This window comes from Streptomyces aureus (genome assembly GCF_000725495.1).
GTDB classification, from domain to species: Bacteria; Actinomycetota; Actinomycetes; order Streptomycetales; family Streptomycetaceae; genus Streptomyces; species Streptomyces aureus_B.
The window spans coordinates 1-23,351 of record NZ_KL647042.1 but is presented as its reverse complement, the minus strand read 5'-3'; the positions used below and the strand labels follow the sequence as shown (position 1 = coordinate 23,351).

Here is a 23,351-nt window from a genome sequence, read left to right as displayed (position 1 = left end):
GACGACCGCAGTCCCGTGGTCGCCCCGGCCGACCGGCTCTGCCGTCCGCCCGGCCACGGAGTGTCGGGCAGGCGGCCGGGCGGACGGCGCGGAGCGGGCCGCCGCACTGTACGAGGGGGAGCCGGCGGCCCGGCCGGCCTCTTGCGAGGCATATCAGTCAACCGGTGCGAAACCCTCCGCGACAGCGCGCGCACCGTGCGGATACGGGCATTCCCAACACACCCCGTGTGAAAGGGGACGCACTACTCTCTCTGATGCGGTCGGGCGCGGCCCGCCGGACCGCACGCCGTCGGCCACGAGCCACTCGGGGGGCCTCCCATGCAGCCCAACACCCTGCTCGACGCGATCCTCGACGAGGCGGGCATCTCGCACGCGGGACTCGCCGCCCACGTCAACCAGGCGGGACGGGCCCGCGGTCTCGCCCTGCGTTACGAACACACCGCCGTGGCACGGTGGCTGAAGGGCCAGCGGCCGCGCGGCCAGGTGCCCGACCTGATCTGCGAGGTGCTCGCCGGGCGGCTGCACCGGCCGGTCACGCTCGACGACATCGGCCTCGGGGTCCCCGGAGAGCCCTCCTCCCCGCACGCCGGCTCGCTCTCCGGCTTCGTCGAGCGGGCCACCGCGCTGTGGCGCTCCGACGAACAGCAGCGCCCGCACATCCTCGGCGCCCCGGCCGTCACCGGAACCCCCGCCGTGATGCCGGTGTGGGAGTGGGAGAACCCGCCCGAGGACGTGGACGTCTCCCGCGGCGGCCGCCACCGGGTGAGCATGGCCGACATCGAGATGCTGCGCGCGGCCCGGGCCCACTACGAGCAGATGTACCGCAAGGCCGGGGGCATGGCGACCCGCACTCGGATCGTCGGCTTCCTCAACTCCGAGACAGCGCCCCTGCTGCGGGGCAGCTACACCGACGCCACCGGCCGCCAGCTCCACCGGGCGACCGGCGGCCTGGTGGCCATCGCCGGCATCTGCGCCTACGACTCCGACGCGCACGGACTGGCCCAGCGCTACTTCCACCAGGCGCTGCGGCTGGCGAAGGCCAGCAACGACCGGGGACTCGGGGCGTACGTGATAGCGCTGCTGGTCAACCAGTCGCTGTTCATGCGCGAGTACCGGCAGGCGGTCGCGTTCGCCGAGGCCGCGCTGCGGGCCGCGGGACGCCACATCACCCCGGCGCTCGCCTCCGATCTCTACGCCATGCAGGCCAAGGCGTACGCGCACCTCGGCGACGGCAGCAGCGCGCTGTCCTGCATACGGCGTGCCGAGCAGGCCGCCGAGCGCATCCGGCGCGGTTACGAACCCGACGAGACCGGCTATGTCCAGCCGGGACTGGTCAACGTACAGGTGGCGGAGGCGCTGCTCAGCCTCGGCGACCTGGTCGCCGCCGCGGAGCACGCGGCGGCAGCGGTGGACACGCCGGCGCACGACCGGGGGCGCGTGCACCGGCTGGCCATGCTCAGCCAGATCGAACTGCGCCAGGGCAACGCCGACAAGGCGGTCGCGACGGCCGTGCAGATGGCGGAGCAGGCGCGCGGGATGGAGTCCCAGCGGCTGCGCGACAGACTGCGCGCGGTACGCGAGCACCTGGTGCGCAGCGGCTGCGCGGGTACCACCGAGGCGGCCGAACTCATCGACGGCGCACTGCGCGTACCGCTGTAGGAACCCGCCGGACGAGCCGTTTCCCACGCCGAGCCGAGGCGCCCGGGGGCGGGCGCCGCCGGAACGCGGGCACCTGCGTGCCCGTCGGTGTCCGCCGCCGTCGTGCTGCGCCCCGACCCCAGTGAGCCCTGCTGTCGGGACGTCGCTGCTGCGATATTGCCTTCACTCGGCGGAAGGTGGCAGAACCGTGCAGTGGACGAAACAGAACGAACAAACTGTCTATGAAAACCGCTGGTTCAGCGTCAATCTCGCAGATGTGGAGCTGCCGGACGGGCGGCATCTCGATCACTTCCTGATACGGCTGCGGCCCGTCGCCGTCGCCACGGTGGTGAACGAGGCCAACGAGGTGCTGCTCCTGTGGCGGCACCGCTTCATCACCGACAGCTGGGGGTGGGAACTCCCGGCGGGCGTCGTGGAGGACGGCGAGGACATCGCCGTGGCGGCGGCCCGCGAACTCGAGGAGGAGACCGGGTGGCGGCCGGGACCCCTGCGGCATCTGATGAGTGTCGAGCCCTCCAACGGGCTCACCGACGCCCGGCACCACATCTACTGGGCGGACGAGGGCGCGTACATCGGACACCCCGTGGACGACTTCGAGTCCGACCGCCGGGAATGGGTCTCCCTGAAACTCGTCCCCGACATGGTCGCCCGCGGTGAGGTCCCGGCCGCCAACATGGCGGCCGCACTGCTCCTCCTGCACCATCTCAGGCTCGGACAGGACGTGTTGCCCTGACCGGCCCTCCGCGTCCCGGACGCCTAGTGGCCGAGGGCCTGCCAGACCGCGACGGCCAGTGCGCCCACGGCCGCGACGACGGCGACGGTGGGCAGGGGCCAGCGGGTGTGTTCGAGGGCGACGATCCGGGTGCTGAGGTCGTCGAGGTCCTTGGCCGTCTGGTCGTCGCGCTGGGTGAGCAGCGCCAGTCCGCCCTCGATGCGGGTGAACCCCACTTCGAGCGACCGGCGTAACTCCGCGATCTCCTTCGGTGCCGAGGGATGCTCGGGGTCGGCGGTCACGAGTCCGCTCCTTTCCGTGGTCGGCACATCCCTGTGTCTGTGCACGGAAAGTCAACTCGCCTGGTGGGCGCGCGGGGAGCGTGTGCGCCGGGCATATGCGGGCCCGGTGCGCACACGCCGTGTGAACGCCGCGGGCCCGGCACCGAGAACGGTGCCGGGCCCGCGAACCGCCGTGCGCGGAGCGGGCGTTCGGCCCGCGTCCGGCCGGTCAGCGGTAGGTGTAGAAGCCCGAGCCGGTCTTGCGGCCGAGGCGGCCGGCGTCGACCATGCGCTGGAGCAGCGGGGGAGCGGCGTACAGCGGCTCCTTGTACTCCTCGTACATCGAGTACGCGACCGAGGCCACCGTGTCGAGACCGATCAGGTCGGACAGCTTGAGCGGGCCCATGGGGTGGGCGCAGCCCATCTCCATGCCGTTGTCGATGTCCTCGCGGCTCGCCATGCCCGACTCGAACATCCGGATCGCGGACAGCAGGTACGGGATCAGCAGCGCGTTGACGACGAAGCCCGAGCGGTCCTGGGCGCGGATCGCCTGCTTGCCGAGCGTCTTCTCGGCGAACAGCTGGGCGCGGCCGACGGTGCCCTCGGAGGTGGTCAGCGCCGGGATCAGCTCGACGAGCTGCTGCACCGGGGCCGGGTTGAAGAAGTGGATGCCGATGACCTGGTCGGGCCGCGAGGTCGCGACGGCCAGCTTCACCAGCGGGATCGAGGAGGTGTTGGAGGCCAGGATCGCGTCCGGCCGGGTCACCACCTGGTCGAGCACCTGGAAGATCTCGGTCTTCACCTGCTCGTTCTCGACGACGGCCTCGATCACCAGGTCGCGGTCGGCGAACTCGCCGAGGTCCGTGGTGAAGCTCAGCCGGTCCTGGGTGGCCTTGAGCTCGTCCTCGGTGATCTTCCCGCGCTCGGCCGCCTTGGCCAGGGAGGAGAAGAGCCGGGTGCGGCCGATCTCCAGGGCCTCGCCGGTGGTCTCGGCGACCTTCACGTCCAGTCCGGCGCGGGCGCACACCTCGGCGATGCCCGCTCCCATCTGGCCGCAGCCCACCACTCCGACGCGTTCGATGTCGGTCACATCGTCCCCTTCGCTGATCTGCACGGCCCGGCAGGTCGTCCGTTGTTCGGTCCCTGCTCCGAACGTGCACGTTACCCCCAAGTATCGATGATCGATCGTCGGGGTGGTGCATGCTGGAGCGCGATACGTTCCGTGACCGGACGACTTCGCAACGTAGGGGGTACAGGTATGGGGCGACTGCCACGCAGGGCGTTCACCGCGGCCGCGCTCGCGACACTGTCGGGCCTCGCCGCGCCGGGCGATGCCACGGCCGCCCGGAAGGAGGCCGCGCCGGACCGGGCGGCGGCTCCCCGTGCCCTGCGGGGCATGTGGCTGGCGACCGCCTCCAACCGCGACTGGCCCTCCCGTACGGGTCTGAGCCCCGCACGCCAGCGCGCCGAACTCCTCGGCCGTCTGGACACGGCGGTGCGTCTGCGTCTCAACGCGGTGTTCTTCCAGGTCCGTCCCGCGGCCGACGCGCTGTGGCCCTCGCCCTACGAGCCGTGGTCCCGCTACCTGACCGGCGTCCAGGGCAAGGACCCCGGCTGGGACCCGCTGGGCACCGCGGTGCGCGAGGCCCACGCCCGCGGCCTGGAACTGCACGCCTGGTTCAACCCGTACCGCGTCTCCGGACAGCCGGACCCCCGGAAGCTCGCCCCCACGCACCCCGCGCGACTCCATCCGGGCTGGACCGTGCCGTACGGCGGCAAGCTCTACTACAACCCCGGACTGCCGGCGGTCCGCACGTTCGTCCGCGCGGCGATGCTGGACGCGGTGCGCCGGTATCCCGTCGACGGCGTCCACTGGGACGACTACTTCTATCCGTACCCGGTGCGCGGCGAGCGCTTCGACGACGACGCGGCGTACGCCGAGCACGGCGCGGGCTTCGGAAGCAGGGCGGCCTGGCGGCGCCACAACATCGACCGGCTGGTGCTGGAGATGGCGGCGGGCGTCAAGCAGGCCCGCCCCGGGGTCCGCTTCGGGATCAGCCCCTTCGGCGTCTGGCGCAACGCCTCGACCGACCCGCTCGGCTCACCGACCCGGGCCGGCGTCCAGACCTACGACGACCTGTACGCGGACACCAGGAAATGGGTCCGGGAGCACTGGATCGACTACATCTGCCCCCAGCTGTACTGGAACATCGGCTTCCCCGCCGCCGACTACGCGAAGCTGCTCCCCTGGTGGGCGCGGGTCGCCCGGGGTACGGGCGTGCAGCTGTACGCGGGTGAGGCGCTGTACAAGGCGGGCGACCCGGCGCAGCCCCCGGCCTGGCAGGACCCGGCCGAACTCTCCCGGCACCTCACCCTCGCCCGCAGCCACCCCGAAGTGCGCGGGCACGTCTTCTTCGCGGCCTCGGAGGCCGGCGCCGACCGCATCGGCGCGATGGCACGCGTCGTCGCCGACCACTACCGGCAGCCGGCGAAGCCCCCGCGCTGAGAGCCCGCCGGCGTCCGTCCGGCCGTGCTGTCGTCGTCCTACCGCGGCATGTCCCGCCGCGGCATGTCACCGTGGCGGATCTCGGAGTCCGGGCCCGGCAGGCACACTGCCTCGTGACCGTCCTCGAACCGCACGCGGTAGGGGGGAGCGCCTTCCGCGCCCATGACCTCGGTGATCTCCGCGACCTTGTCGTGCTGGCCGACGGTCCTGCCGTGCTGCACCAGCTTGTCGCCCTTGCTTGCGTGCATCTGAACGGTCTCCTCGTCTGTACGGGAGCGGCGGTCCGCGGTCCTGGGGTCAGGGCCCGGGGCGCCGGCCGCCCGGGCCGGTGCGTGCGGGTCAGCCCCGTGCCCGCTGGGTCAGAGCGATGCAGACGAGGACGGCGGCCGCCGTCAGGGGCGCCGGCGGGGTGAGCCGCTCGCCCAGGAGCAGTACCGACCACACCAGTGTGAGCAGCGGCTGGGCGAGCTGCAACTGGCTGGCCTTCGGGATCCCGATCGACGCCATGCCCCGGTACCAGACGACCAGGCCGAGGAACTGCGAACCGGCCGCGACCCACAGCAGCCCGGCCACGCCGTGCGCCGTCAGATGCACCGGCTCGTACGACAGCGCGAGCAGCGCGCCCGGAACGCTCAGCGGCAGGCACAGGACCAGGGCCCAGCCGATGACCTGCCAGCCCGGCATCACCCGGGCCAGCCGGCCGCCCTCGGTGTAGCCCGCCGCGCAGATCAGCAGGGCCCCGAACAGATAGGCGTCCGCACCGGTCAGGGCACCGCCGCTCTGCTGCACGGTGAACGCGATCACCGCCGCCGCACCCGCGCAGGCCGCGACCCAGAACGTCCGCGAGGGCCGGGCGCCGGTGCGCAGCGCCGAGAACAGCGCCGTCGTCAGCGGCAGCAGCCCGACGACGACGGCGGCGTGGGCCGTGGTCGAGGACCGCAGGGCGAGGGTCGTCAGCAGCGGGAAGCCGAGGACCACACCGGCGGCGACCACGGCGAGCCCCGGCAGATGCCGACGGGCGGGCCTGGGGATCTTCAGCGCCAGCAGACAGCCGCCCGCGAGGACCGCGGCGAGGACGCAGCGCACGGTCACCAGCGACCAGGGGCCGAACCCTTCGAGGCCCCAGGCGGTCGCGGGGAACGTGAGGGAGAAGGCGGTGACCCCGAGGGCCGCCAGAAGCGTGCCCGAGCGGCGGTCCGCCGGAGCGGGGCTCGGGGCGGCCGTGGTGGCGGGGGACTCGGCGCCGGTGCGGACCGCTATCCCGGTCCGATCGATAGCGCTACTCTGTGCTCTCATGCAAGAGCGTAGCAGTGTGGGTGACCTGGCGAACAGTCTGAGAAAAGAGCTCGACCGCTACTCTCCGGGTGGAAAGCTGCCGTCCAGCCGGGTCCTGGTCGAGCGGTTCCGCGTGAGTCCGGTGACCGTGTCGCGAGCGCTGGCCCAGCTCGCCGCGGAGGGCCTGGTGGTCACCCGGCCGGGCGCCGGCGCCTTCCGCGCCCGACCCCGGCCGGGCGTCGCGTCCACCGGGGACACCTCGTGGCAGGAGATCGCCCTCAGTGCGGACGCCGCGGCCGAGGCCGTCCCCCGCACCGTGGACGCCTCCGGCGTACTGGTCTCCCTCGCCGCGCCGCCTCCCGGCGTCGTCGAGTTCAACGGCGGCTATCTGCACCCCTCGCTCCAGCCGGAGCGGGCCATGGGCGCGGCCCTCTCCCGGGCGGGCCGCCGCCCCGGCGCGTGGTCCCGGCCGCCCATGGAGGGACTGCCCGAACTGCGCGAGTGGTTCGCCCGGGGCATCGGCGGGGCGATCGGCGCCGCCGACGTCCTGGTCGCGGCGGGCGGCCAGACCGCCCTCACGACCGCCCTGCGCGCCCTCGCGCCGCCCGGCGCCCCGGTCCTGGTCGAGTCGCCCACGTATCCGGGCATGCTCGCCATCGCCCGCGCCGCCGGGCTGCGCCCCGTCCCCGTCCCGGTCGACCCCGACGGGGTCAAGCCCGACCTCCTGGCCGACGCCTTCCGGGCGACCGGCGCCCGGGTCTTCGTCTGCCAGCCGCTGTTCCAGAACCCGACCGGTGCCGTGCTCGCGCCCGAGCGGCGTGGCGAGGTGCTCCGCATCGCGCGGGAAGCCGGGGCCTTCGTCGTCGAGGACGACTTCGTACGCCGCCTGGTCCACGAGGACGCCCCGCCGCTCCCGCGTCCGCTGGCCGCCGAGGACCCCGACGGAGTCGTGGTGCACGTCGGCTCGCTGACCAAGGCCACCTCGCCGAGTTTCAGGGTCAGCGCCCTGGCCGCGCGCGGTCCGGTGCTGGAACGGCTGCGGGCCATCCAGGTCGTCGACACCTTCTTCGTGCCGCGCCCGCTCCAGGAGGCCGCCCTCGAACTCGTCGGCTCGCCCGCCTGGCCGCGTCATCTGCGTACGGTTTCGGCCGAGTTGAAGGCCCGGCGCGACACCATGACCGCGGCCCTGCGACTGCGGCTGCCCGAACTCGCCCTGCCCCACGTCCCGTTCGGCGGCTACCACCTGTGGGCGCGGCTGCCCGACGGCACCGACGAGTCCGCGTTCACCGCGGCCGCCCTGCGCGCGGGCGTGGCCGTGACCCCGGGCCGCCCCTACTACAGCGCCGAACCCCCGGCCGCGCAGCTCCGGTTGAGTTTCGCGGCGGTGGCGGGCACCGAGGAGATCACGGAGGGCGTACGGCGGCTGGCCGAGGCGTACGACGAGGTGCGGACCTGACCGGACGCGCGCGGACTCCGCGACACCCCGCCCCCGGGGGGAGCCGCCCCGGCCGTACCCGCCCGAGGACCGGACCCGGGAACGCCGCACAGCCGGGGCACAGGCCGGTGGCTGATGCCGCAGTGAATATTCGGATACTCTGCGTGACACCCTTGACCTGTGGAGGCGGGCGCTCCACGATCTGCGCATGCATCTTCGGGTCACGTTCGTCGCCGCGGCACGCAGCTCCGCGCTGCTGGCGGAGCGCTTCGAGGACGACCGGCCGCTGGACCAGGCGGGATGGGAGGAAGCGCAGCGCGCCGCCGCCGGGCTGCTGCCGCTGGCCGCGGCCGAGCTGCGCTACTGCGCGCCGACACCCCGCAGCCGGGCCACCGGCGACGTCCTCGGTTACGCCCCCCTCGTCCAGCTCGCCCTGCGTGACTGCGACATGGGCCGGTGGCGGGGGTTCACCCTGGGCGAGGCCATGGCCCGCGAGCCCGAGGCCGTGGACTCCTGGCTGTCCGATCCCCGCTCCACGCCCCACGGCGGTGAGAGCCTGCTGGCCTTCATCGCCCGGGTCGGTGCCTGGCTCGACACCCGGCCCGGGGAGGACGGCGGCAGCATCGTCGCGGTCGCCGAACCCTCGGTCGTCCGGGCCGCGCTGGTCTACGCGCTCAAGGCACCGCCCTCGACCTACTGGAACATCGACGTCCGCCCCCTGTCGGCGATCACCGTGACGGGCCGGGCGGGCCGCTGGAACCTGCGCGTCGACGGCGCGCCGGCCCAGGTCGGCCGCGTGTAGCCGACGGCGGCCGGACGCGGGTCGGGCGGCGGCGGACGGGTGCGTGTCGGGCAGTGGCGGCTGGACGCGGGTCAGCCGGCGGTGGCCTGTCGTGTGTAGTCGGTGGTGAGCACCAGGTCCTTCGCGGGCCCCCGCACCCGCCAGAGCGACCGCCAGTGGTGCTCGTCCCGGACGGTGAACTCGCCCCGGTAGAGGTCCGCCGAACACGGGTGGTCGGTGACCCAGTGCCCGCTCGTGAGGTCCAGGTCGTGGAAGGGGCGGCCGTCGGCGAACCGGACCAGAGCCCTCCCCGGGCCGTCGCCGGGAAGGAACCGCAGCGTCCGCTCGGCGGGCCGCGCGACGCCCTGCCACACGAACGTGCCCGACTCCCGGTGCAGCAGCCCGGAGCCCTCGAGGGGATCGAACACCGTCATGCCGGTGAACCGCCCCTCGGCGCCGCTCGCGAGGTCCCGCACCGAGCGCTCCACGCGCCAGGCGCCGCCCAGATACGCCAGGACGTCCTCCACCGGCCAGAACCCACCCATGCCGTCCCGCTCTCCGTTCCGTCCGGCCCGGCGCAGCCCCTCGGCGCGCCCCGGCCTCCCCTATCCTGCCGAACCCGCCGCGGCAGTTTCGGCACCGGCCGGCAGCAGCCCGCGCTCGCCGAACACCTTCTTCGCCACCAGGGTCGCGTTGATCGCCTTCGGCATGCCGCAGTAGACGGCGGAGTGCAGCAGCGCCTCGACGATCTGCTCCGGGGACAGCCCCACGTTCAGCGAGGCGTTGACGTGCACCTCCAGCTGCGGCTCGCAGCCGCCGAGCGCGGTCAGCATGCCGAGGGTGACCAACTGGCGGTCGCGCGGGGCGAGTCCGGGCCGGTCGTAGATGTCGCCGAAGCCCCATGCGACGATCTGGTGGCCCAGCTCGGGGCTGATGTCCCCGAGCGCGGCGAGCACCCGGCGCCCGGCCTCCCCGTCCACCTCGTCGAGCACCTTCATGCCGTGCCCGAAGCGCTCCTCGCGGGTGGTGGACTCGCCGTTCCTCACCGTGTCGCTCATATCAGGTCGTCCGATCCCGGCCGCTCCAGCAGCCGTTCGTAGTGGTCGATCTTGTCTTCGAGAGCGGACGCGTCGCGGCGCAGCGCGCGGATCCGTTCCCTGAGGCCGGCCCCGTGCTCGCGGAGCATCGCCAGCCGCTCGGGGACCGTCTCGTCGCCCCGGGAGCGCAGTTCGGCGAACCTCCGGACGTCCGCGATCGGCATGCCCGTCTCCCGCAGCCGGATCAGGAACTCCAGCCAGGCCAGATCGGCCGCGCGGTAACGCCGCTGGTTCCCGGTGGTCCGGCCCACCCGTTCGATCAGGCCGGCCTTCTCGTAGTAGCGCAGCGTGTCGTGCGAGAGGCCGGTGCGCTCGACGACCTGGGCGATCGTGAGGGTCGGTTCCACGGGGTGCGAGAGGGGCTGTCCGCTGCTCATGGGAAAACCGTAGAACCTGGAGCGCGCTCCAGGTCAAGCGCCGCCGGAGAGCATTCCGGGGCGGAGCCGGACCTGGGCGGATCGGGCAGCCGGCCTGGGTGGGTCACCGGGGGGCGGGAGCCGGGGATCGGCGGGCGGCCGGGCGGGTCGCCGGGGCGAGATCCGGACTGGGTGGGCGGGGGTGAGATCCGGATCGGGCGGGCGCCCCGGGGGTCGCCGGGTGGGTCAGGAGCTGCGGCGGGGCTTTCCGCGCTTCGCGCCGCCCTTGGGGCCGCCGTTGCCGCCGCGGGCGTTCTTGGCCGCGCCCCTGGCACCGCCCTTGCCGGGCGCGGGCTTGCGCCGGGCACCGCCCCCCGAGTCCGTCTTCCGGGGAGCCTGCTTGGACGACTTCGCCGCGGCCGGGGGCTGGGTGCGCCCGCGGGTGCTGTTGACCGTGCGCCCGCGCACGATGCCGATGAAGTCCTCGACCATGTCGGTCGTCCGGTCCTCGGGCCAGGCGAGCGCGACCCGCGACTCGGGGGCGTCCGTGACCGTCCGGTAGGTGAGGTCCTTGCGGTGGTGGAGCCGGGCCAGGGACTGCGGTACGACCACGACCCCGATGCCCGCCGCGACGAGTTCGACGGCGTCCGCGGTGGCGGCCGGGCGCTCCAGGGCGGGCCTGCCCGGCAGTCGCTCCCACTCCAGCGGGTCGTCGAGGGGGTGCAGCACGATGTCGTCGGCGAGGTCCTCGCCCGAGACCTGCTCGACCGCCGCCACGATGTGGTCCTTGGGGACCACGACGACTGTTGTTTCGGTGTAGAGGGGGATCGCGCTCAGATCGGCCGCGTCCACCGGCAGCCGGACGAAGCCCGCGTCGGCCTCACCGCGCCGCAGGACGTCGTACACCTCGGCCGCGGCCACCGGGACGAGGACCAGCGGCACGTCGGGCAGCCGCTCGTTCCAGATCCGCACCCACTTCGAGGGTGTCACCCCCGGGACGTAGGCGAGCCTGAATGCGGGGGATGCTTCGGAGCCGGTCACCACGTCAGATTACCCGGCGTGGCCGCCGCGGCCGTACCGGCGATGGTCGGCGGGGCTCCGCGCGCTCGATACCCTTGACCCCATGAGTTCGCACCAGACCGCCCAGACGATGAAGCCCGCCACCGCGGCGAAGAAGCTGGGTGTGTACCTCGAGGCCACCCCCGCCGAGTTCCAGGAGGGTGTCGTCTCGCGTGCCGAGCTGAACGCGCTGCAGACCGACCCGCCCGAGTGGCTCCAGGAGCTGCGCCGCACCGGTCCGCACCCGCGGCCGGTCGTCGCCGCCAAGCTCGGTGTCTCCATCGCCGGACTCGCCCGCGGCGGGGTCAGCGAGGCCCTGACCACCGAGCAGATCGAGGCGCTGAAGGCGGAGGAGCCCGAGTGGCTGCGCCGTGAGCGCGCCACCCAGGCGGAGGTCCGCAAGGAGACCGCGCGCATCAAGCAGAAGAACGCGGAGAACGACGCCGGGCGTTCCTGAACCGTCGGCCCCGGGCGTGGCGCCGACGGTCGGCCGCGGCGCCCCTCCGGGGCTCAGAGGCCGGTTCCCGGGGTGCCGCGTCCGTCGCCCCCGGGTGCCGCGGAGCCGCCCGCGCCGGGCGGCGGGGCCTGCCCGCCCGAGCGCCCGAACGCCTTGACGAGCAGATAGATCAGCGCACCGGGCGGGATCAGGAAGATCACGACGGGGAACTGGAACGTGCCCGTCGTCTGGTGCGCGACGTACCACCCGTAACAGGTGAGGAAGACCCCGCCCAGGACCGCCCCGGCACGGTTCTTGACCGAGAGCCCGGGCGCGAAGGCCGCCCCGACCAGGATGATTCCCGACAGGACGGCGAAGATCTCGTACGCGCTCCAATGCGCGGACGACGACGATGACACGGTTGTTCCTCCGTGGTTCTCGGGGGAGCGGTGCCGGACGGCACCGCTCTATTCGTGCGGGAGCCGCGTCACCTCGGCGACCGACACCGGTGCCGGGAGCGCGCCCGAGCCGAGGGTGACCGCGAACTGCTCGGCGGACTCCCGGGTGAAGCTCCCGGAGATGTCGGCACCGCCGCCGCCGAGCTGCTGGTTGACGGACGGGGCCGAGATCACGGCGCCGTCCATCACGATGGCCATCTCGTTCTGCGGCGGTGTGTTCACGTACAGACTCCCGGTCAGTGCCGCGAAGTCCCGGGCCCCGGCGGAGTCGAAACTCAGCCGGACGCGCCAGCCCTGGCCCTGCTTGTCGTACACGGCCCTGGCCGAGGCAACATGACTGCCGTCCACCGCCGTCGGGCCCAGGACGAACTTCGTGGGCGGGGCGGAGGCGGAGCCGTTCGTCCCGCAGGCGACGACGGAGTCCCGCACGGCGGCGGCTGCCTCCCGCTCGGTCGCCGGCCTCTCCCGCGCCGAGCAGTCCAGCGCCGCGAAGCGCGCCTGGAGCGCCGCGTCCGCTGAGCCCCCCTGGGCCGCGCCCGGCCCGGCGCTCGCGCTCGCCGACCCGGCGGCCCGCGGACGCAGGCCTTCGGTGACGGCACGGCCTTGTCCGGAGGAGGCGCTGGGCGAGGGCTGCGGTGCCGGAGCCGTACCGACGGACATCTCGGCCAGGACGGGCCGGAAGCCCAGCCGGCCGGCCGCGCCCAGTTCCGTCAGGCGCTTCTCGTCGGCGGTGGGACCCGTGACGGTGACGCGCCCCTCACGCTCCTCGACGCGTACGTCCTTGAGCCCCAGCGCCTTCACCCGCGCCCGCATCCGGTCCGCGGTCCGCCGTACGGCCTCCGCCCCCAGCGCCGTCTCCCCGGTGAAGGTCACCACGGACCGCCGGGGGTCCGTCGTGACGGTGGACGAGGCGCCGCCGGCTCCCGGAGCGCCGGCGGACCGGTCCGCGGAGCCGGACGCGGAGCAGGCGGCGAGCACAGTCGCGGCGGCGCAGAGGAGGAGGGCTCTGTGAGGAGCCCGGGAAAGACGCATGCGGGGGATGGTTCCAAGCGGGTGCCGCCCGGCGAGGCGGATGCCAGGCTTTGACCGGAATTCACCGAACAGGCCCGCACATTTCCTTCGGGCCCGATCGGGTGGTGTCGAAGTGTCGGCCCCGACGCCCGGGTGACCACCGACGCCGCTCGAAGAGGATTGCATAAACGTGCAGCGAAACGTATAGTCATGCCATCCAAGAGGAGGGTTCCATGACGATGCGTGCGGCGGTGGCGGGAGCGAGTGGGTACGCGGGCGGGGAACTGCTGCGCCTGCTCCTGGCGCACCCCGAGATCGAGATCGGCACCCTGACCGGCAACTCCAACGCGGGCCGGCGGCTCGGCGAGCTCCAGCCCCATCTGCTCCCGCTGGCGGACCGCGTCCTCACCGAGACCACCGCCGAGGCGCTGCGCGGCCACGACGTCGTGTTCCTCGCGCTGCCCCACGGGCAGTCCGCCGAGGTCGCCGAACAGCTGGGCCCCGAGGTCCTCGTGGTCGACATGGGCGCCGACTTCCGGCTCCGCAACCCGGCCGACTGGGAGCGGTTCTACGGTTCCGCCCACGCCGGGACCTGGCCCTACGGCCTCCCCGAACTGCCGGGTGGCCGCGCCGCGCTGGAGGGGTCCAAGCGCATCGCGGTACCCGGTTGCTACCCCACGGCCGCCTCGCTGGCCCTCTTCCCCGCGTACGGGGCGGGGCTGGCGGAGGCCGAGGCCGTCGTCGTCGCGGCCTCCGGCACCTCGGGCGCGGGCAAGGCGCCCAAGGCGCACCTGCTCGGCAGCGAGGTCATGGGCTCGATGAGCCCGTATGGCGTCGGCGGTGTCCACCGGCACACCCCGGAGATGATCCAGAACCTCACCGCCGCCGCCGGGGAACCCGTCACCGTCTCCTTCACGCCCACCCTCGCTCCGATGCCCCGCGGCATCCTCGCCACCTGCAGCGCAAAGGCCAGGCCCGGCGTCACGGCCGAGGCGGTACGGGCCGCCTACGAGAAGGCCTTCGCCGACGAGCCCTTCGTCCACCTCCTGCCCGAGGGGCAGTGGCCGGCCACGGCGTCCGTCTACGGTTCCAACGCCGTTCAGGTCCAGGTCGCGTACGACGCCGCCGCGCACCGCATCATCGCGATCAGCGCCATCGACAACCTCACCAAGGGCACCGCGGGCGGTGCCGTCCAGAGCATGAACCTCGCCCTCGGCCTCCCCGAGGACCTGGGGCTTTCCACGATCGGAGTCGCACCGTGAGTGTCACGGCAGCACAGGGATTCACCGCGTCCGGCGTCGCCGCCGGGATCAAGGCGAACGGCAACCCGGACCTGGCCCTCGTGGTCAACACCGGGCCCCGCCGCGCCGCCGCGGGCGTCTTCACCTCCAACCGTGTGAAGGCCGCGCCGGTCCTGTGGTCGGAACAGGTGCTCAAGAGCGGCGAACTGAACGCCGTCGTCCTCAACTCGGGCGGCGCCAACGCCTGTACGGGACCCAAGGGCTTCCAGGACACCCACGCCACCGCCGAGAAGGTCGCCGAGACGCTCGGGGACATCGGCGCCGGAAGCGTGGCCGTGTGTTCCACCGGCCTCATCGGCGTACTGCTCCCGATGGACAAGCTGCTCCCGGGCGTCGACCTGGCCGCCGCCCAACTGAGCGCGCACGGCGGCGAGAAGGCCGCCATCGCCATCAAGACGACCGACACCGTGCACAAGACCGCGGTGGTGACCGGGCCCGGCTGGACGGTCGGCGGCATGGCCAAGGGCGCCGGCATGCTCGCCCCCGGCCTGGCCACCATGCTCGTCGTGCTGACCACCGACGCGGACGTGGACAGCGCCGGCCTGGACCGGGCGTTGCGCGCGGCCACCCGCACCACCTTCGACCGCGTCGACTCCGACGGCTGCATGTCCACCAACGACACCGTGCTCCTCCTCGCCTCCGGGGCCAGTGAAGTCACCCCGGACCAGGCGGAGTTCGCCGAGGCGGTCCGCGCGGTCTGCGACGACCTCGGCCAGCAGCTCATCCGGGACGCCGAGGGCGCGAGCAAGGACATCAAGGTCGAGGTGATCAACGCCGCGACCGAGGACGACGCCGTCGAGGTGGGCCGCTCCATCGCCCGCAACAACCTCCTCAAGTGCGCGATCCACGGCGAGGACCCCAACTGGGGCCGTGTGCTGTCCGCGATCGGCACCACCCGGGCCGCCTTCGAGCCCGACCGGCTCAACGTCGCCATCAACGGGGTGTGGGTCTGCAAGAACGGCGGCGTCGGCGAGGACCGCGACAAGGTCGACATGCGCTTCCGCGAGGTCCACATCGTCGCCGACCTCGCCGCCGGCGACGCGACCGCCACGATCTGGACCAACGACCTCACCGCCGACTACGTCCACGAGAACAGCGCCTACTCCTCATGAGCAATCCGACCCGCAAGCACACCGCGCTGCCCAAGGCGCAGATCCTCATCGAGGCGCTGCCCTGGCTGACCCGCCACCGCGGCAAGACCGTCGTCGTCAAGTTCGGCGGCAACGCCATGATCGACGCCGAGCTCAAGGCGGCCTTCGCCCAGGACATCGTCTTCCTGCACCACGCGGGCCTCAGGCCGGTCGTCGTGCACGGCGGCGGCCCGCAGATCAACGCGGCCCTCGACCGGCACGGCATCGTCAGCGAGTTCAAGGCCGGCCTGCGCGTCACCACCGAGGACGCGATGGACGTCGTCCGCATGGTGCTGGCCGGACAGGTCCAGCGCGAGCTGGTCGGACTGCTCAACGAGCACGGACCGCTCGCCGTCGGACTCACCGGCGAGGACGCGCACACCATCACCGCCACCAAGCACCGGCCCCGGATCGACGGACAGCTCGTCGACATCGGGCGGGTGGGCGAGATCACCGCGATCGACACGGGCGCGATCGAGGCCCTGCTCGCCGACGGCCGCATCCCGGTCGTCTCCTCGATCGCCCGGAGCCAGGACGACGGACATGTCTACAACGTCAATGCTGATACGGCGGCTGCGGCACTCGCTGCCGCGCTGGACGCCGAGACCCTCATGGTCCTCACGGACGTCGAGGGACTGTACGAGGACTGGCCCGACAGCGACGAGGTCATCAGCCGGCTGACCGCCTCCCAGCTGGAGAAGCTGCTGCCCGACCTGGCCAGCGGCATGGTGCCGAAGATGGAGGGGTGTCTGCACGCCGTGCGCAACGGCGTCACCACCGCCCGCGTCATCGACGGCCGGGTCCAGCACTCGATCCTGCTGGAGATCTTCACCGACGAGGGCATCGGCACGATGGTCGTGCCGGACGACGAGGAAACGGGGGACGCGAAATGACCGGCGGCGTGACCAACGAGGAGCTCACCCGGCGCTGGCAGGGCGCGCTCATGGACAACTACGGCACCCCGCGGCTGCCGCTCGTCCGCGGCGCCGGGACCAGGCTGTGGGACGCCGACGGCAACGAGTACCTCGACTTCGTCGGCGGCATCGCGGTCAACGCCCTCGGACACGGCCACCCCGCGGTCGTCGAGGCCGTGACCCGGCAGATCGCCACCCTCGGCCATGTCTCCAACCTGTTCGTCGCCGAACCGCCCGTCGCCCTCGCCGAACGGCTGCTGCAGCTGTTCGGCCGGGAGGGCCGGGTGTACTTCTGCAACTCGGGTGCCGAGGCCAACGAGGGCGCGTTCAAGATCGGCCGGCTGACCGGCCGGACCCACATGGTGGCCACCACCGGCGGCTTCCACGGACGGACCATGGGCGCCCTCGCACTCACCGGCCAGCCCGCCAAACAGGATCCCTTCCTGCCGCTGCCCGGCGACGTCACCCACGTCCCGTACGGCGACGCCCAGGCCCTCGCCCAGGCGGTCACCGAGGACACCGCACTGGTGATCATCGAGCCCATCCAGGGCGAGAACGGCGTGGTCGTACCGCCCCCGGGCTATCTGAAGGCGGCCCGCGCCATCACCGCGGCCCACGGCGCCCTGCTCGTCCTCGACGAGGTGCAGACCGGCATCGGCCGCACCGGCCACTGGTTCGAGTACCAGGCCCACGAGGGCGTCCTGCCCGACGTCGTCACGCTCGCCAAGGGCCTCGGCGGGGGACTGCCGCTCGGCGCCACCGTCGCCTTCGGCCGGGCCGCCACCCTGCTGGAGCCCGGCCACCACGGCACGACCTTCGGCGGCAACCCCGTCGTCTGCGCCGCCGGACTCGCCGTCCTCGACACCATCGAGTCCGAGGGACTCCTGGAGAACGTCAAGCGGGCCGGCGAGAGGCTGCGGGACGGGATCGAGGGGCTTCGTGACGGTTCCGGCCACCCGTTGATCCACCACGTCCGGGGTGCCGGGCTGCTCCTGGGTATCGTGCTCACCGAGCCGCTCGCGCCCCAGGTGCAGAAGGCGGCTCAGGACGCCGGTCTCCTGGTGAACGCGCCCGCACCCGATGTCGTACGACTCATGCCGCCGCTGAACATCGGCGACGACGAGGTGGACGCGCTCCTCCAGGCACTCCCCGGCATCCTCGACGCAGCCAACGGGGACGGGTGATCCCGGGAAATGGGACGACGACGATGAGTCAGGCGCAGGACCACGAGCACGCAGGGCCTGCCGTGCCGCAGACCCGCACCGCACGCCACCGCCGGATCGTGGACATTCTCAACCGGCAACCGGTGCGCTCGCAGAGCCAGTTGGCGAAGCTTCTCGCCGACGACGGGCTGAACGTCACCCAGGCGACGCTCTCCCGGGACCTCGACGAGCTGAACGCGGTGAAGATCCGCAACAACGACGGCGACCTCATCTACGCGGTGCCGAGCGAGGGCGGGTTCCGCACCCCGCGCGCGCCGCTGGGGGAGTCGGCGAAGGAGGAGCGGATGCGCAGGCTGTCCGCGGAGCTGCTGATCTCCGCGGAGGCCTCGGCCAATCTCGTGGTGCTGCGCACCCCGCCCGGGGCCGCGCAGTTCCTCGCCTCGGCGATCGACCAGGCGGAGCTGCACGACGTCCTCGGCACGATCGCGGGGGACGACACCCTGATGCTGATCAGCCGCGACGCCACGGGCGGCCAGGCGCTGGCCGACCATATGCTGCGGCTGGCCCAGAACGATCACTGAGTGACGTACGACGGTGGAGGCGCACCCCGCTCCGGGGTGCGCCTCCACCGTCGTCGGCCGGCACGTGCGCGGGCGCCGGGGGTCAGCCCAGGCGCTGGGCGAGGCCTCCCGTGCACCGGACCTCGTTGCCCGCCGTGATGAGCAGGGCCTCCACGTCCGGGAGGGATTCCAGCCAGTCCAGGCCCGCCCGCGAGCCCATCGCGAAGGCCGCGGTCGCCCAGGCGTCCACCCAGGTCAGCCGGGGGCCCACCACGGTCACGGCCAGCAGGTCGGTGACCGCGGACCTGCCGGTGCGCGGGTCGACGATGTGGGCGCCGCGTTCGGCTGTGCCCGAGGTCGCGACCGCCAGCCGGTCGGCGCCGGCCGCGGAGATCACCGCGGCGAGCGCGCCGGGACGCAGCGGGTCGGAGACGCCCACCCGCCAGGGGCGGTGCGGTCCGGGGACGCCGACCAGCTGGACGTCACCGCCGCCGTTGACGCTCACCCCGCTCGCCCCGGCCGCGGCGAGGCGCTCGGCGGCGCGCTCCGCCGCCCAGCCCTTCACGATCCCGGTGGGGTCGAGCCGTCCTTCGTACCGGGTGCTGAACCAGCCGTCGCTGGCGCGTTCCGCCTCGGCGCCCAGACCGAGCACCTCCGCGACCTCCGGGTCGCACTCCTCGACGGTGAGCTCACCGCGGGCCAGCCGGGAGATCTGACTGTCCTCGCGATAGGTGCTGAACACCTCGTCCACGCGGTGCAGTCCGGCGATCGCCTCCTCCAACGCCGCCCGCACTGCGCCCGATTCACCGCCGCGCACGTCGAAGGAGAAGACGGTCCCCATCACCTCCTCGGCGTGACGCAGCTCCTGCGGCGCGTCCTCGGCGGGCTCAGACACCGGCCTTGTCCAGGGCGGACTGGAGGGACTTCTTGTAGCCCTCGCTGGTGTAGGTGGCGCCGGAGACGCTGTCGATGTCCGCGTTGCCCGCGGCGACGGCCTCCTGGTTGAGCTTGGGCACCGCGAGGGCGGTCTTCTGGTCGCTGGTCCCGCCCTTGGGGGCCTGTACCGCCTCGGCCTTGGTGATCTTCTTGCCGCTGAGGGTGAGGCGGACCTGCACCGGGCCGTACTGGGTGTCGGACACGGTTCCGGTGACGACCCGCGCCTGCGCGGCCGGGGCCGTGGAGGCCGCGCCCGAGGAACCGGAGGACCCGGCGGAGCCCGAGGACCCGGCGGAGCCCGCCGCGCCGCCCGCGGCCTTCGCCTTGTCCAGCGCGGACTGGAGGGACTTCTTGTAGCCCTCGCTGGTGTACGTGGCGCCGGAGACGCTGTCGATGTCCGCGTTGCCCGCGGCGACGGCCTCCTGGTTCAGCTTGGGCACCGCGAGCTCGGTCTTCTGGTCGCTGGTCCCGCCCGCGGGCGCCTGCACCGCGTCCGCCTTGGCGATCCTGCCGCCGCTCATGGTCAGCTGCACCTGGACCGGCCCGTACTCGGTCCGCACCACGTCGCCCAGGACGGTCCCGGCGGCCGACTGCTGGGCCGTGCCGCCCTGCGGCGACCCCTGCCCCGCCGACTGCTGGGAGGCCGCACCGGCCTGCGCCGACGCTGCGGCCGGGTCGGTCGCCGGCTTCAGCGCCAGCAGCAGCACGATGCCGGACACGGTGGCGGCGCTCGCCAGCACGAACCGGCGGATGGGGTGATTCGTCTTCATCGTTCCTGACTCCCGTCGCTCACATCTCGAACGACTCGTGATGGATGCGGCGGGCGGGGACCCCCGCGCCGCGCAGTGCCGCGTACACCTCCTGGGCGAAGCCGGGCGGCCCGCACATGAAGACGTCGTGGTCGTCTATGTCCGGCAGCTTCCGGCGCAGCGAGTCCGCGGAGATGTCCGGACGCTCGCCGTCGGGGCTGTTCACCGCGTACATCAGACGCGCCCCGCGCTCCTTGGAGATGGCGGCCAGTTCGTCCCACAGGGCCAGATCCTGCGTGGTGTTGGCCCGGTAGAGCAGCGTGAGGTCGCCCGACGCGCCGGGCAGGGTCTCGAACAGCGTCCGCATCGGGGTGATGCCGACGCCGCCCGCCACCAGGAGCACCTTGCCCTGGCTGCGCTTGCCGGCCGTCAGGGCGCCGTACGGGCCCTCGGCCCAGACCCGGGTGCCCGGCTCCAGGTCCCGCAGCGCGGCGCTGTGGTCACCGATCGCCTTCACGGTGATGCGCAGCATGTTGGGGCGGGGGGACGCGGAGAGCGAGTACGGGTGGGAGCTGAACCGCATCCCGGGGGCCAGGAAGCGCCAGCGGAAGAACTGCCCCGCCTCCGCGCCCATCCGGTGCAGCTTGCGCCCGCTGATCAGCACCGACACGATGCCGGGCGTCTCCTCGATGACCGCCTGGACCCGCATCTGGTGCTTCAGGTTCAGCCGGATCGGAGAAAGGATTCGGTACCACAGGACCAGGGCCGTCACCGAGCCGTAGAGCCCGTACCAGACCGTCTTCGCGATGGGCTCCACCGCGAAGTCGTTGCCGGTGGAGAGCTGGTGCCAGAACGTCAGGAACACCGCCGCGTACGTCAGCAGGTGGACGTGGTACCAGGTGTCGTACGGGATCAGCCGGCGGAGCCAGCCGACGGAGATGAACCCGATCAGCACCAGCAGACCCGTGCCGATCGCCGCCTTGCCCATGTCGGGCAGCTGGTTGACCGAGTCGACGGTCTGCTGCACGATCCCGCCGAGCCCCTTCCCGGACTGCAGGGCGTAGCCCCACATCGTCAGGAAGAGATGGGCGAGGACCAGGCAGATGGTGTAGCGGCCGGTCATGGCGTGCCAGCGCGCCACCCGGTCGGATCCCACCCGGCGTTCGAGGGCCGGGACGCGGGCCATCTGCAGGACCACCAGGGCCATCAGATAGCCCGCCAGCAGCCCGGTGATACGGCCGGCGTTGAGGATCCTGCCGTCGTTGTCCGCGATGGACGGGGTGTTGTTCCACCACAGCCACAGGACGGCGGCGGCGCCGGCCCAGACGGCGATCAACAGCGGGACGGCGGGCGAGCGGCGAGGGCGGATTCGGCGCATGGTCTGGCGCCGCGCGGCGCGACCACCGGCGATCGTGGACACGGTTCCTCCGTGTTCGTCCTGGAGAGACGGGGTGAGGGGAGTGGCCCCCTGGCCCAGAGATACGGTCCACGACGCCCGTGCGTTCAGAGACCTGCCGAGTCGAGTGCCGACTGAAGTGACTGCTTGTATCCGTCGCTGGTGTAGGTGGCGCCGGAAACGGAGTCGATCTGCGCACTCTGCGCGGCCAGGGTCTCGCGCCTGAGCTGGGGAATCGCGTAACTGTTGATCTCCTGGTCCCGGGGATTGTCCGAAGGATAGGCGACCGCGGCGGACTCGGTGATCCGGCCGTCCTTCAGCGTGATCCGCACCTGGACCGGACCCCAACGGGTCTGCACCGTATCGCCGGTGACGGTGTGGGTCCCCGTGCTCTTCGAGCCCCCGGACGTTCCGGACGAACCCCCTGAGCTGCTTCCCGAGCCGCTTCCCGAGGAGTTCCCGGAGGAGTCGCCCGGGGACGCGGTGGAGGAACGGCCCACCGACGACGAGGCCTCGGCCGGCGTCGGCGGGGTGTGCGGCTTCAGGGACAGCAGCAGGACGAAACCGGTGACCGTGGTGGCGGCCGCCAGCGTCACCCGGCGCAGCGGACGGTTCTTCTTCAGGGCGTGCACGGCGGCCTCACAGCTCGAACGACTCGTGGTGGATACGGCGGTCGGGTACGCCTGCCTCGCGCAGCGCCCCGTACAGGTCCCGGGCCATCGCCGGGGGCCCGCAGAGATAGACGTCGTGCTCGGCGACGTCCGGTACGGCCCGGCGCAGGGACTCGGCGGTGAACCGCGGGCGGCTGCCGTCGGCGCCGTTGAGCGCGTACAGGACGCGGGCACCGCGCCAGCGCGCGATGTCCTCCAGCTCCCCGCCCAGCGCCAGGTCCTCCGCGGAGCGCGCCCGGTAGAGGAGCGTGACCCGGCCGGGCAGGGTCTCGAACAGGGCGCGCAGCGGGGTGATGCCGACACCGCCCGCGATCAGCAGGGCCTTCGAGGACGTACTGCGGTCCGCGGTCAGCGAGCCGTAGGGACCCTCCGCCCACACCCGGGTACCGGGGCGCAGCGTTCCCACGGCCGCGCTGTGGTCGCCGAGCGCCTTCACCGTGATCCGCATCAGGTCCGGCCGGGGCGGCGCCGACAGCGAATACGGCGTCGACGTCCACCGCATGCCGTCCGCGAGGAACCGCCAGCGGAAGAACTGACCCGGCCGCGCGTCCAGTTCGTCCAGCCGCTCCCCGCGGATCACCACCGAGAAGACCCCGGGCGACTCCCGGTGCACCGACTCCACCCGCAGCCGGTGGCGCCGGTTGAGGCGCACCGGGGCGAGCAGCCGGAACCACACGACGAGCGCGGCCGTACCGAGGTACAGGGCGTACCAGGCGGCCCGCGCCGCCGCGTTGCCCACGAAGTCGGAGCCGAGCGCGAGCTGGTGGAAGAAGGCCAGGAAGACCGCCGCGTACGTCAGCAGGTGCACGTAGTACCAGAACTCGTGGCTGATCCGGCGGCGGGCCAGGCGTGCCGACGTGATCCCGACGGCGAACAGGATGACGGTCCCGGCCGTGGCCTTGAGCATGTCCGGATAGTCGAACACCACGCTGAGCGTCTCGTGGACGACGCCCGTCCCGTCCTGGGCGGCGTAGCCGAACAGGATCAGCGTGACGTGCGCGACCAGCAGACAGATCGTGTACCGGCCGGCCATGGCGTGCCAGCGGGCCACCCGGTCGGAGCCGACGCGCCGCTCCAGGAGCGGGACCCGGGCCATCAGCGCCACCAGGACGGCGCAGGCGTAGCCGCAGAGCAGTCCCGCGATCCGTCCGGCGTCGGTCAGCCAGCCGGCCGCGCCCACCACCGAGCGGGTGTCGGCCCACCAGAGGGCGAGGACCCCGGCCGCTCCCGCCCACAGCAGGGCGAGCAGCGGTCCCGCGGGGGAGGGCCGGGGCCGCCCGCGTCCTCGTGTCGTGCGCGGGTCGGCCCGCTCGTACAGCGTCGTCATCCGTCCGTCCTGCTTTCTTGCGGTCCGGGTGGAAACTGTGCTCGGTGAACCTCTGAGGCGGCTCTGAACGAGGCCGTTCCGGGGGGACTCACAGCAAACTGAGAGCGATGGGGGACGCACGGGGGAGGGGGAGACGGG

The 23,351-nt window shown here is 72.8% G+C and carries 26 protein-coding genes; 11 read left to right on the top strand and 15 right to left on the bottom strand.

The features are described 5' to 3' along the window. Positions 1-318: 318 nt before the first annotated feature. Both IO36_RS41255 and IO36_RS41250 read left to right on the top strand, forming a co-directional pair. Positions 319-1,659, top strand: a complete 1,341-nt coding sequence (locus IO36_RS41255; protein ID WP_037628354.1) for an NsdA family TPR-like regulatory protein — start codon at positions 319-321, stop codon at positions 1,657-1,659. A gap of 187 nt (positions 1,660-1,846) precedes the next feature. Then, complete coding sequence (locus tag IO36_RS41250; protein ID WP_037628353.1) at positions 1,847-2,392, top strand: NUDIX hydrolase; 546 nt, start codon at positions 1,847-1,849, stop codon at positions 2,390-2,392. Positions 2,393-2,415: 23 nt separating this feature from the next. Here the strand turns inward: IO36_RS41250 and IO36_RS41245 are convergent, their stop codons facing one another. Then, positions 2,416-2,673: a hypothetical protein gene (locus tag IO36_RS41245; protein WP_037628352.1), complete on the bottom strand. Its 258-nt coding sequence runs from the start codon at positions 2,671-2,673 to the stop codon at positions 2,416-2,418. A 208-nt stretch (positions 2,674-2,881) separates the two neighbouring features. Further along, entirely contained in the window at positions 2,882-3,742 is an 861-nt protein-coding gene (locus IO36_RS41240) for a 3-hydroxybutyryl-CoA dehydrogenase (RefSeq protein ID WP_209441352.1), read from the bottom strand. A gap of 168 nt (positions 3,743-3,910) precedes the next feature. On the opposite strand from IO36_RS41240, the gene IO36_RS41235 reads away from it, so the two are divergent. Beyond that, on the top strand, positions 3,911-5,158 hold the full coding sequence (locus tag IO36_RS41235) for a glycoside hydrolase family 10-like protein (RefSeq protein ID WP_037628349.1): 1,248 nt from the start codon (positions 3,911-3,913) through the stop codon (positions 5,156-5,158). A 38-nt stretch (positions 5,159-5,196) separates the two neighbouring features. On the opposite strand, the gene IO36_RS41230 is transcribed toward IO36_RS41235, so the two are convergent. Both IO36_RS41230 and IO36_RS41225 read right to left on the bottom strand, forming a co-directional pair. Further along, complete coding sequence (locus IO36_RS41230) at positions 5,197-5,406, bottom strand: DUF1918 domain-containing protein (protein WP_037628348.1); 210 nt, start codon at positions 5,404-5,406, stop codon at positions 5,197-5,199. A 91-nt stretch (positions 5,407-5,497) separates the two neighbouring features. Beyond that, positions 5,498-6,454, bottom strand: a complete 957-nt coding sequence (locus IO36_RS41225; protein ID WP_037628347.1) for a DMT family transporter — start codon at positions 6,452-6,454, stop codon at positions 5,498-5,500. Here IO36_RS41225 and IO36_RS41220 point away from each other — a divergent pair. Continuing rightward, on the top strand, positions 6,453-7,889 hold the full coding sequence (locus IO36_RS41220; protein ID WP_078943776.1) for an aminotransferase-like domain-containing protein: 1,437 nt from the start codon (positions 6,453-6,455) through the stop codon (positions 7,887-7,889). The genes IO36_RS41225 and IO36_RS41220 overlap by 2 nt on opposite strands. Before the next feature lie 187 nt (positions 7,890-8,076). Further along, positions 8,077-8,670 carry a histidine phosphatase family protein gene (locus tag IO36_RS41215; protein ID WP_037628345.1) on the top strand — a complete coding sequence of 198 codons (594 nt, stop codon included), beginning with the start codon at positions 8,077-8,079 and terminating at the stop codon, positions 8,668-8,670. Between the two features lie 71 nt (positions 8,671-8,741). Here IO36_RS41215 and IO36_RS41210 read toward each other — a convergent pair whose 3' ends face one another. From IO36_RS41210 to IO36_RS41195, 4 genes are all read right to left on the bottom strand, one after another. Then, positions 8,742-9,194, bottom strand: a complete 453-nt coding sequence (locus IO36_RS41210) for a DUF6314 family protein (protein ID WP_037628344.1) — start codon at positions 9,192-9,194, stop codon at positions 8,742-8,744. A gap of 60 nt (positions 9,195-9,254) precedes the next feature. Further along, positions 9,255-9,707, bottom strand: coding sequence for a carboxymuconolactone decarboxylase family protein (locus IO36_RS41205; protein ID WP_051901332.1), 453 nt, complete (start codon positions 9,705-9,707; stop codon positions 9,255-9,257). Continuing rightward, positions 9,704-10,123, bottom strand: coding sequence for a MerR family transcriptional regulator (locus IO36_RS41200; protein ID WP_037628343.1), 420 nt, complete (start codon positions 10,121-10,123; stop codon positions 9,704-9,706). The genes IO36_RS41205 and IO36_RS41200 overlap by 4 nt, the downstream gene beginning before the upstream one ends. Positions 10,124-10,348: 225 nt before the next feature. Then, positions 10,349-11,143 (bottom strand): LysR family transcriptional regulator substrate-binding protein, encoded by a 795-nt coding sequence (locus tag IO36_RS41195; RefSeq protein WP_037628637.1) that lies wholly within the window; start codon positions 11,141-11,143, stop codon positions 10,349-10,351. Between the two features lie 82 nt (positions 11,144-11,225). Between IO36_RS41195 and IO36_RS41190 the strand changes: the two genes are divergently transcribed. Then, the gene (locus IO36_RS41190; protein WP_037628342.1) at positions 11,226-11,618 is read left to right on the top strand and encodes a DUF5997 family protein; all 393 of its coding nucleotides are present in this window, start codon (positions 11,226-11,228) and stop codon (positions 11,616-11,618) included. A gap of 53 nt (positions 11,619-11,671) precedes the next feature. Here IO36_RS41190 and IO36_RS41185 read toward each other — a convergent pair whose 3' ends face one another. After that, positions 11,672-12,016 carry a hypothetical protein gene (locus IO36_RS41185; protein ID WP_063764957.1) on the bottom strand — a complete coding sequence of 115 codons (345 nt, stop codon included), beginning with the start codon at positions 12,014-12,016 and terminating at the stop codon, positions 11,672-11,674. 48 nt (positions 12,017-12,064) lie between these two features. Further along, positions 12,065-13,087 carry a SecDF P1 head subdomain-containing protein gene (locus IO36_RS41180; RefSeq protein ID WP_158997770.1) on the bottom strand — a complete coding sequence of 341 codons (1,023 nt, stop codon included), beginning with the start codon at positions 13,085-13,087 and terminating at the stop codon, positions 12,065-12,067. Between the two features lie 212 nt (positions 13,088-13,299). Here IO36_RS41180 and argC point away from each other — a divergent pair, with 212 nt between their 5' ends. Genes argC through IO36_RS41155 form a run of 5 tightly spaced genes read left to right on the top strand, consistent with a single transcriptional unit; the run spans position 13,300 to position 18,155 of the window. Next, positions 13,300-14,328, top strand: a complete 1,029-nt coding sequence (gene argC / locus IO36_RS41175) for an N-acetyl-gamma-glutamyl-phosphate reductase (protein WP_037628341.1) — start codon at positions 13,300-13,302, stop codon at positions 14,326-14,328. Next, positions 14,325-15,479, top strand: a complete 1,155-nt coding sequence (argJ, locus tag IO36_RS41170) for a bifunctional glutamate N-acetyltransferase/amino-acid acetyltransferase ArgJ (protein ID WP_037628339.1) — start codon at positions 14,325-14,327, stop codon at positions 15,477-15,479. The genes argC and argJ overlap by 4 nt, the downstream gene beginning before the upstream one ends. Continuing rightward, a complete protein-coding gene (gene argB, locus IO36_RS41165) occupies positions 15,476-16,390 on the top strand; it encodes an acetylglutamate kinase (protein WP_037628338.1) in 915 nt (304 codons plus the stop codon). The genes argJ and argB overlap by 4 nt, the downstream gene beginning before the upstream one ends. Next, entirely contained in the window at positions 16,387-17,595 is a 1,209-nt protein-coding gene (locus IO36_RS41160; RefSeq protein ID WP_209441351.1) for an acetylornithine transaminase, read from the top strand. The genes argB and IO36_RS41160 overlap by 4 nt, the downstream gene beginning before the upstream one ends. A 23-nt stretch (positions 17,596-17,618) precedes the next feature. Beyond that, the gene (locus tag IO36_RS41155; protein ID WP_037628337.1) at positions 17,619-18,155 is read left to right on the top strand and encodes an arginine repressor; all 537 of its coding nucleotides are present in this window, start codon (positions 17,619-17,621) and stop codon (positions 18,153-18,155) included. Positions 18,156-18,237: 82 nt separating this feature from the next. Here the strand turns inward: IO36_RS41155 and IO36_RS41150 are convergent, their stop codons facing one another. From IO36_RS41150 to IO36_RS41130, 5 genes are all read right to left on the bottom strand, one after another. Continuing rightward, on the bottom strand, positions 18,238-19,029 hold the full coding sequence (locus IO36_RS41150) for an FAD:protein FMN transferase (protein ID WP_037628336.1): 792 nt from the start codon (positions 19,027-19,029) through the stop codon (positions 18,238-18,240). Then, on the bottom strand, positions 19,022-19,840 hold the full coding sequence (locus tag IO36_RS41145) for an FMN-binding protein (protein ID WP_209441350.1): 819 nt from the start codon (positions 19,838-19,840) through the stop codon (positions 19,022-19,024). Before IO36_RS41145 ends, IO36_RS41150 begins: the two co-directional genes overlap by 8 nt. A 19-nt stretch (positions 19,841-19,859) precedes the next feature. Further along, entirely contained in the window at positions 19,860-21,197 is a 1,338-nt protein-coding gene (locus tag IO36_RS41140; RefSeq protein WP_051901341.1) for a ferredoxin reductase family protein, read from the bottom strand. A gap of 125 nt (positions 21,198-21,322) precedes the next feature. Continuing rightward, complete coding sequence (locus tag IO36_RS41135; protein WP_037628334.1) at positions 21,323-21,847, bottom strand: FMN-binding protein; 525 nt, start codon at positions 21,845-21,847, stop codon at positions 21,323-21,325. Between the two features lie 7 nt (positions 21,848-21,854). Next, a complete protein-coding gene (locus IO36_RS41130) occupies positions 21,855-23,213 on the bottom strand; it encodes a ferredoxin reductase family protein (protein ID WP_037628333.1) in 1,359 nt (452 codons plus the stop codon). Positions 23,214-23,351 lie beyond the last annotated feature (138 nt).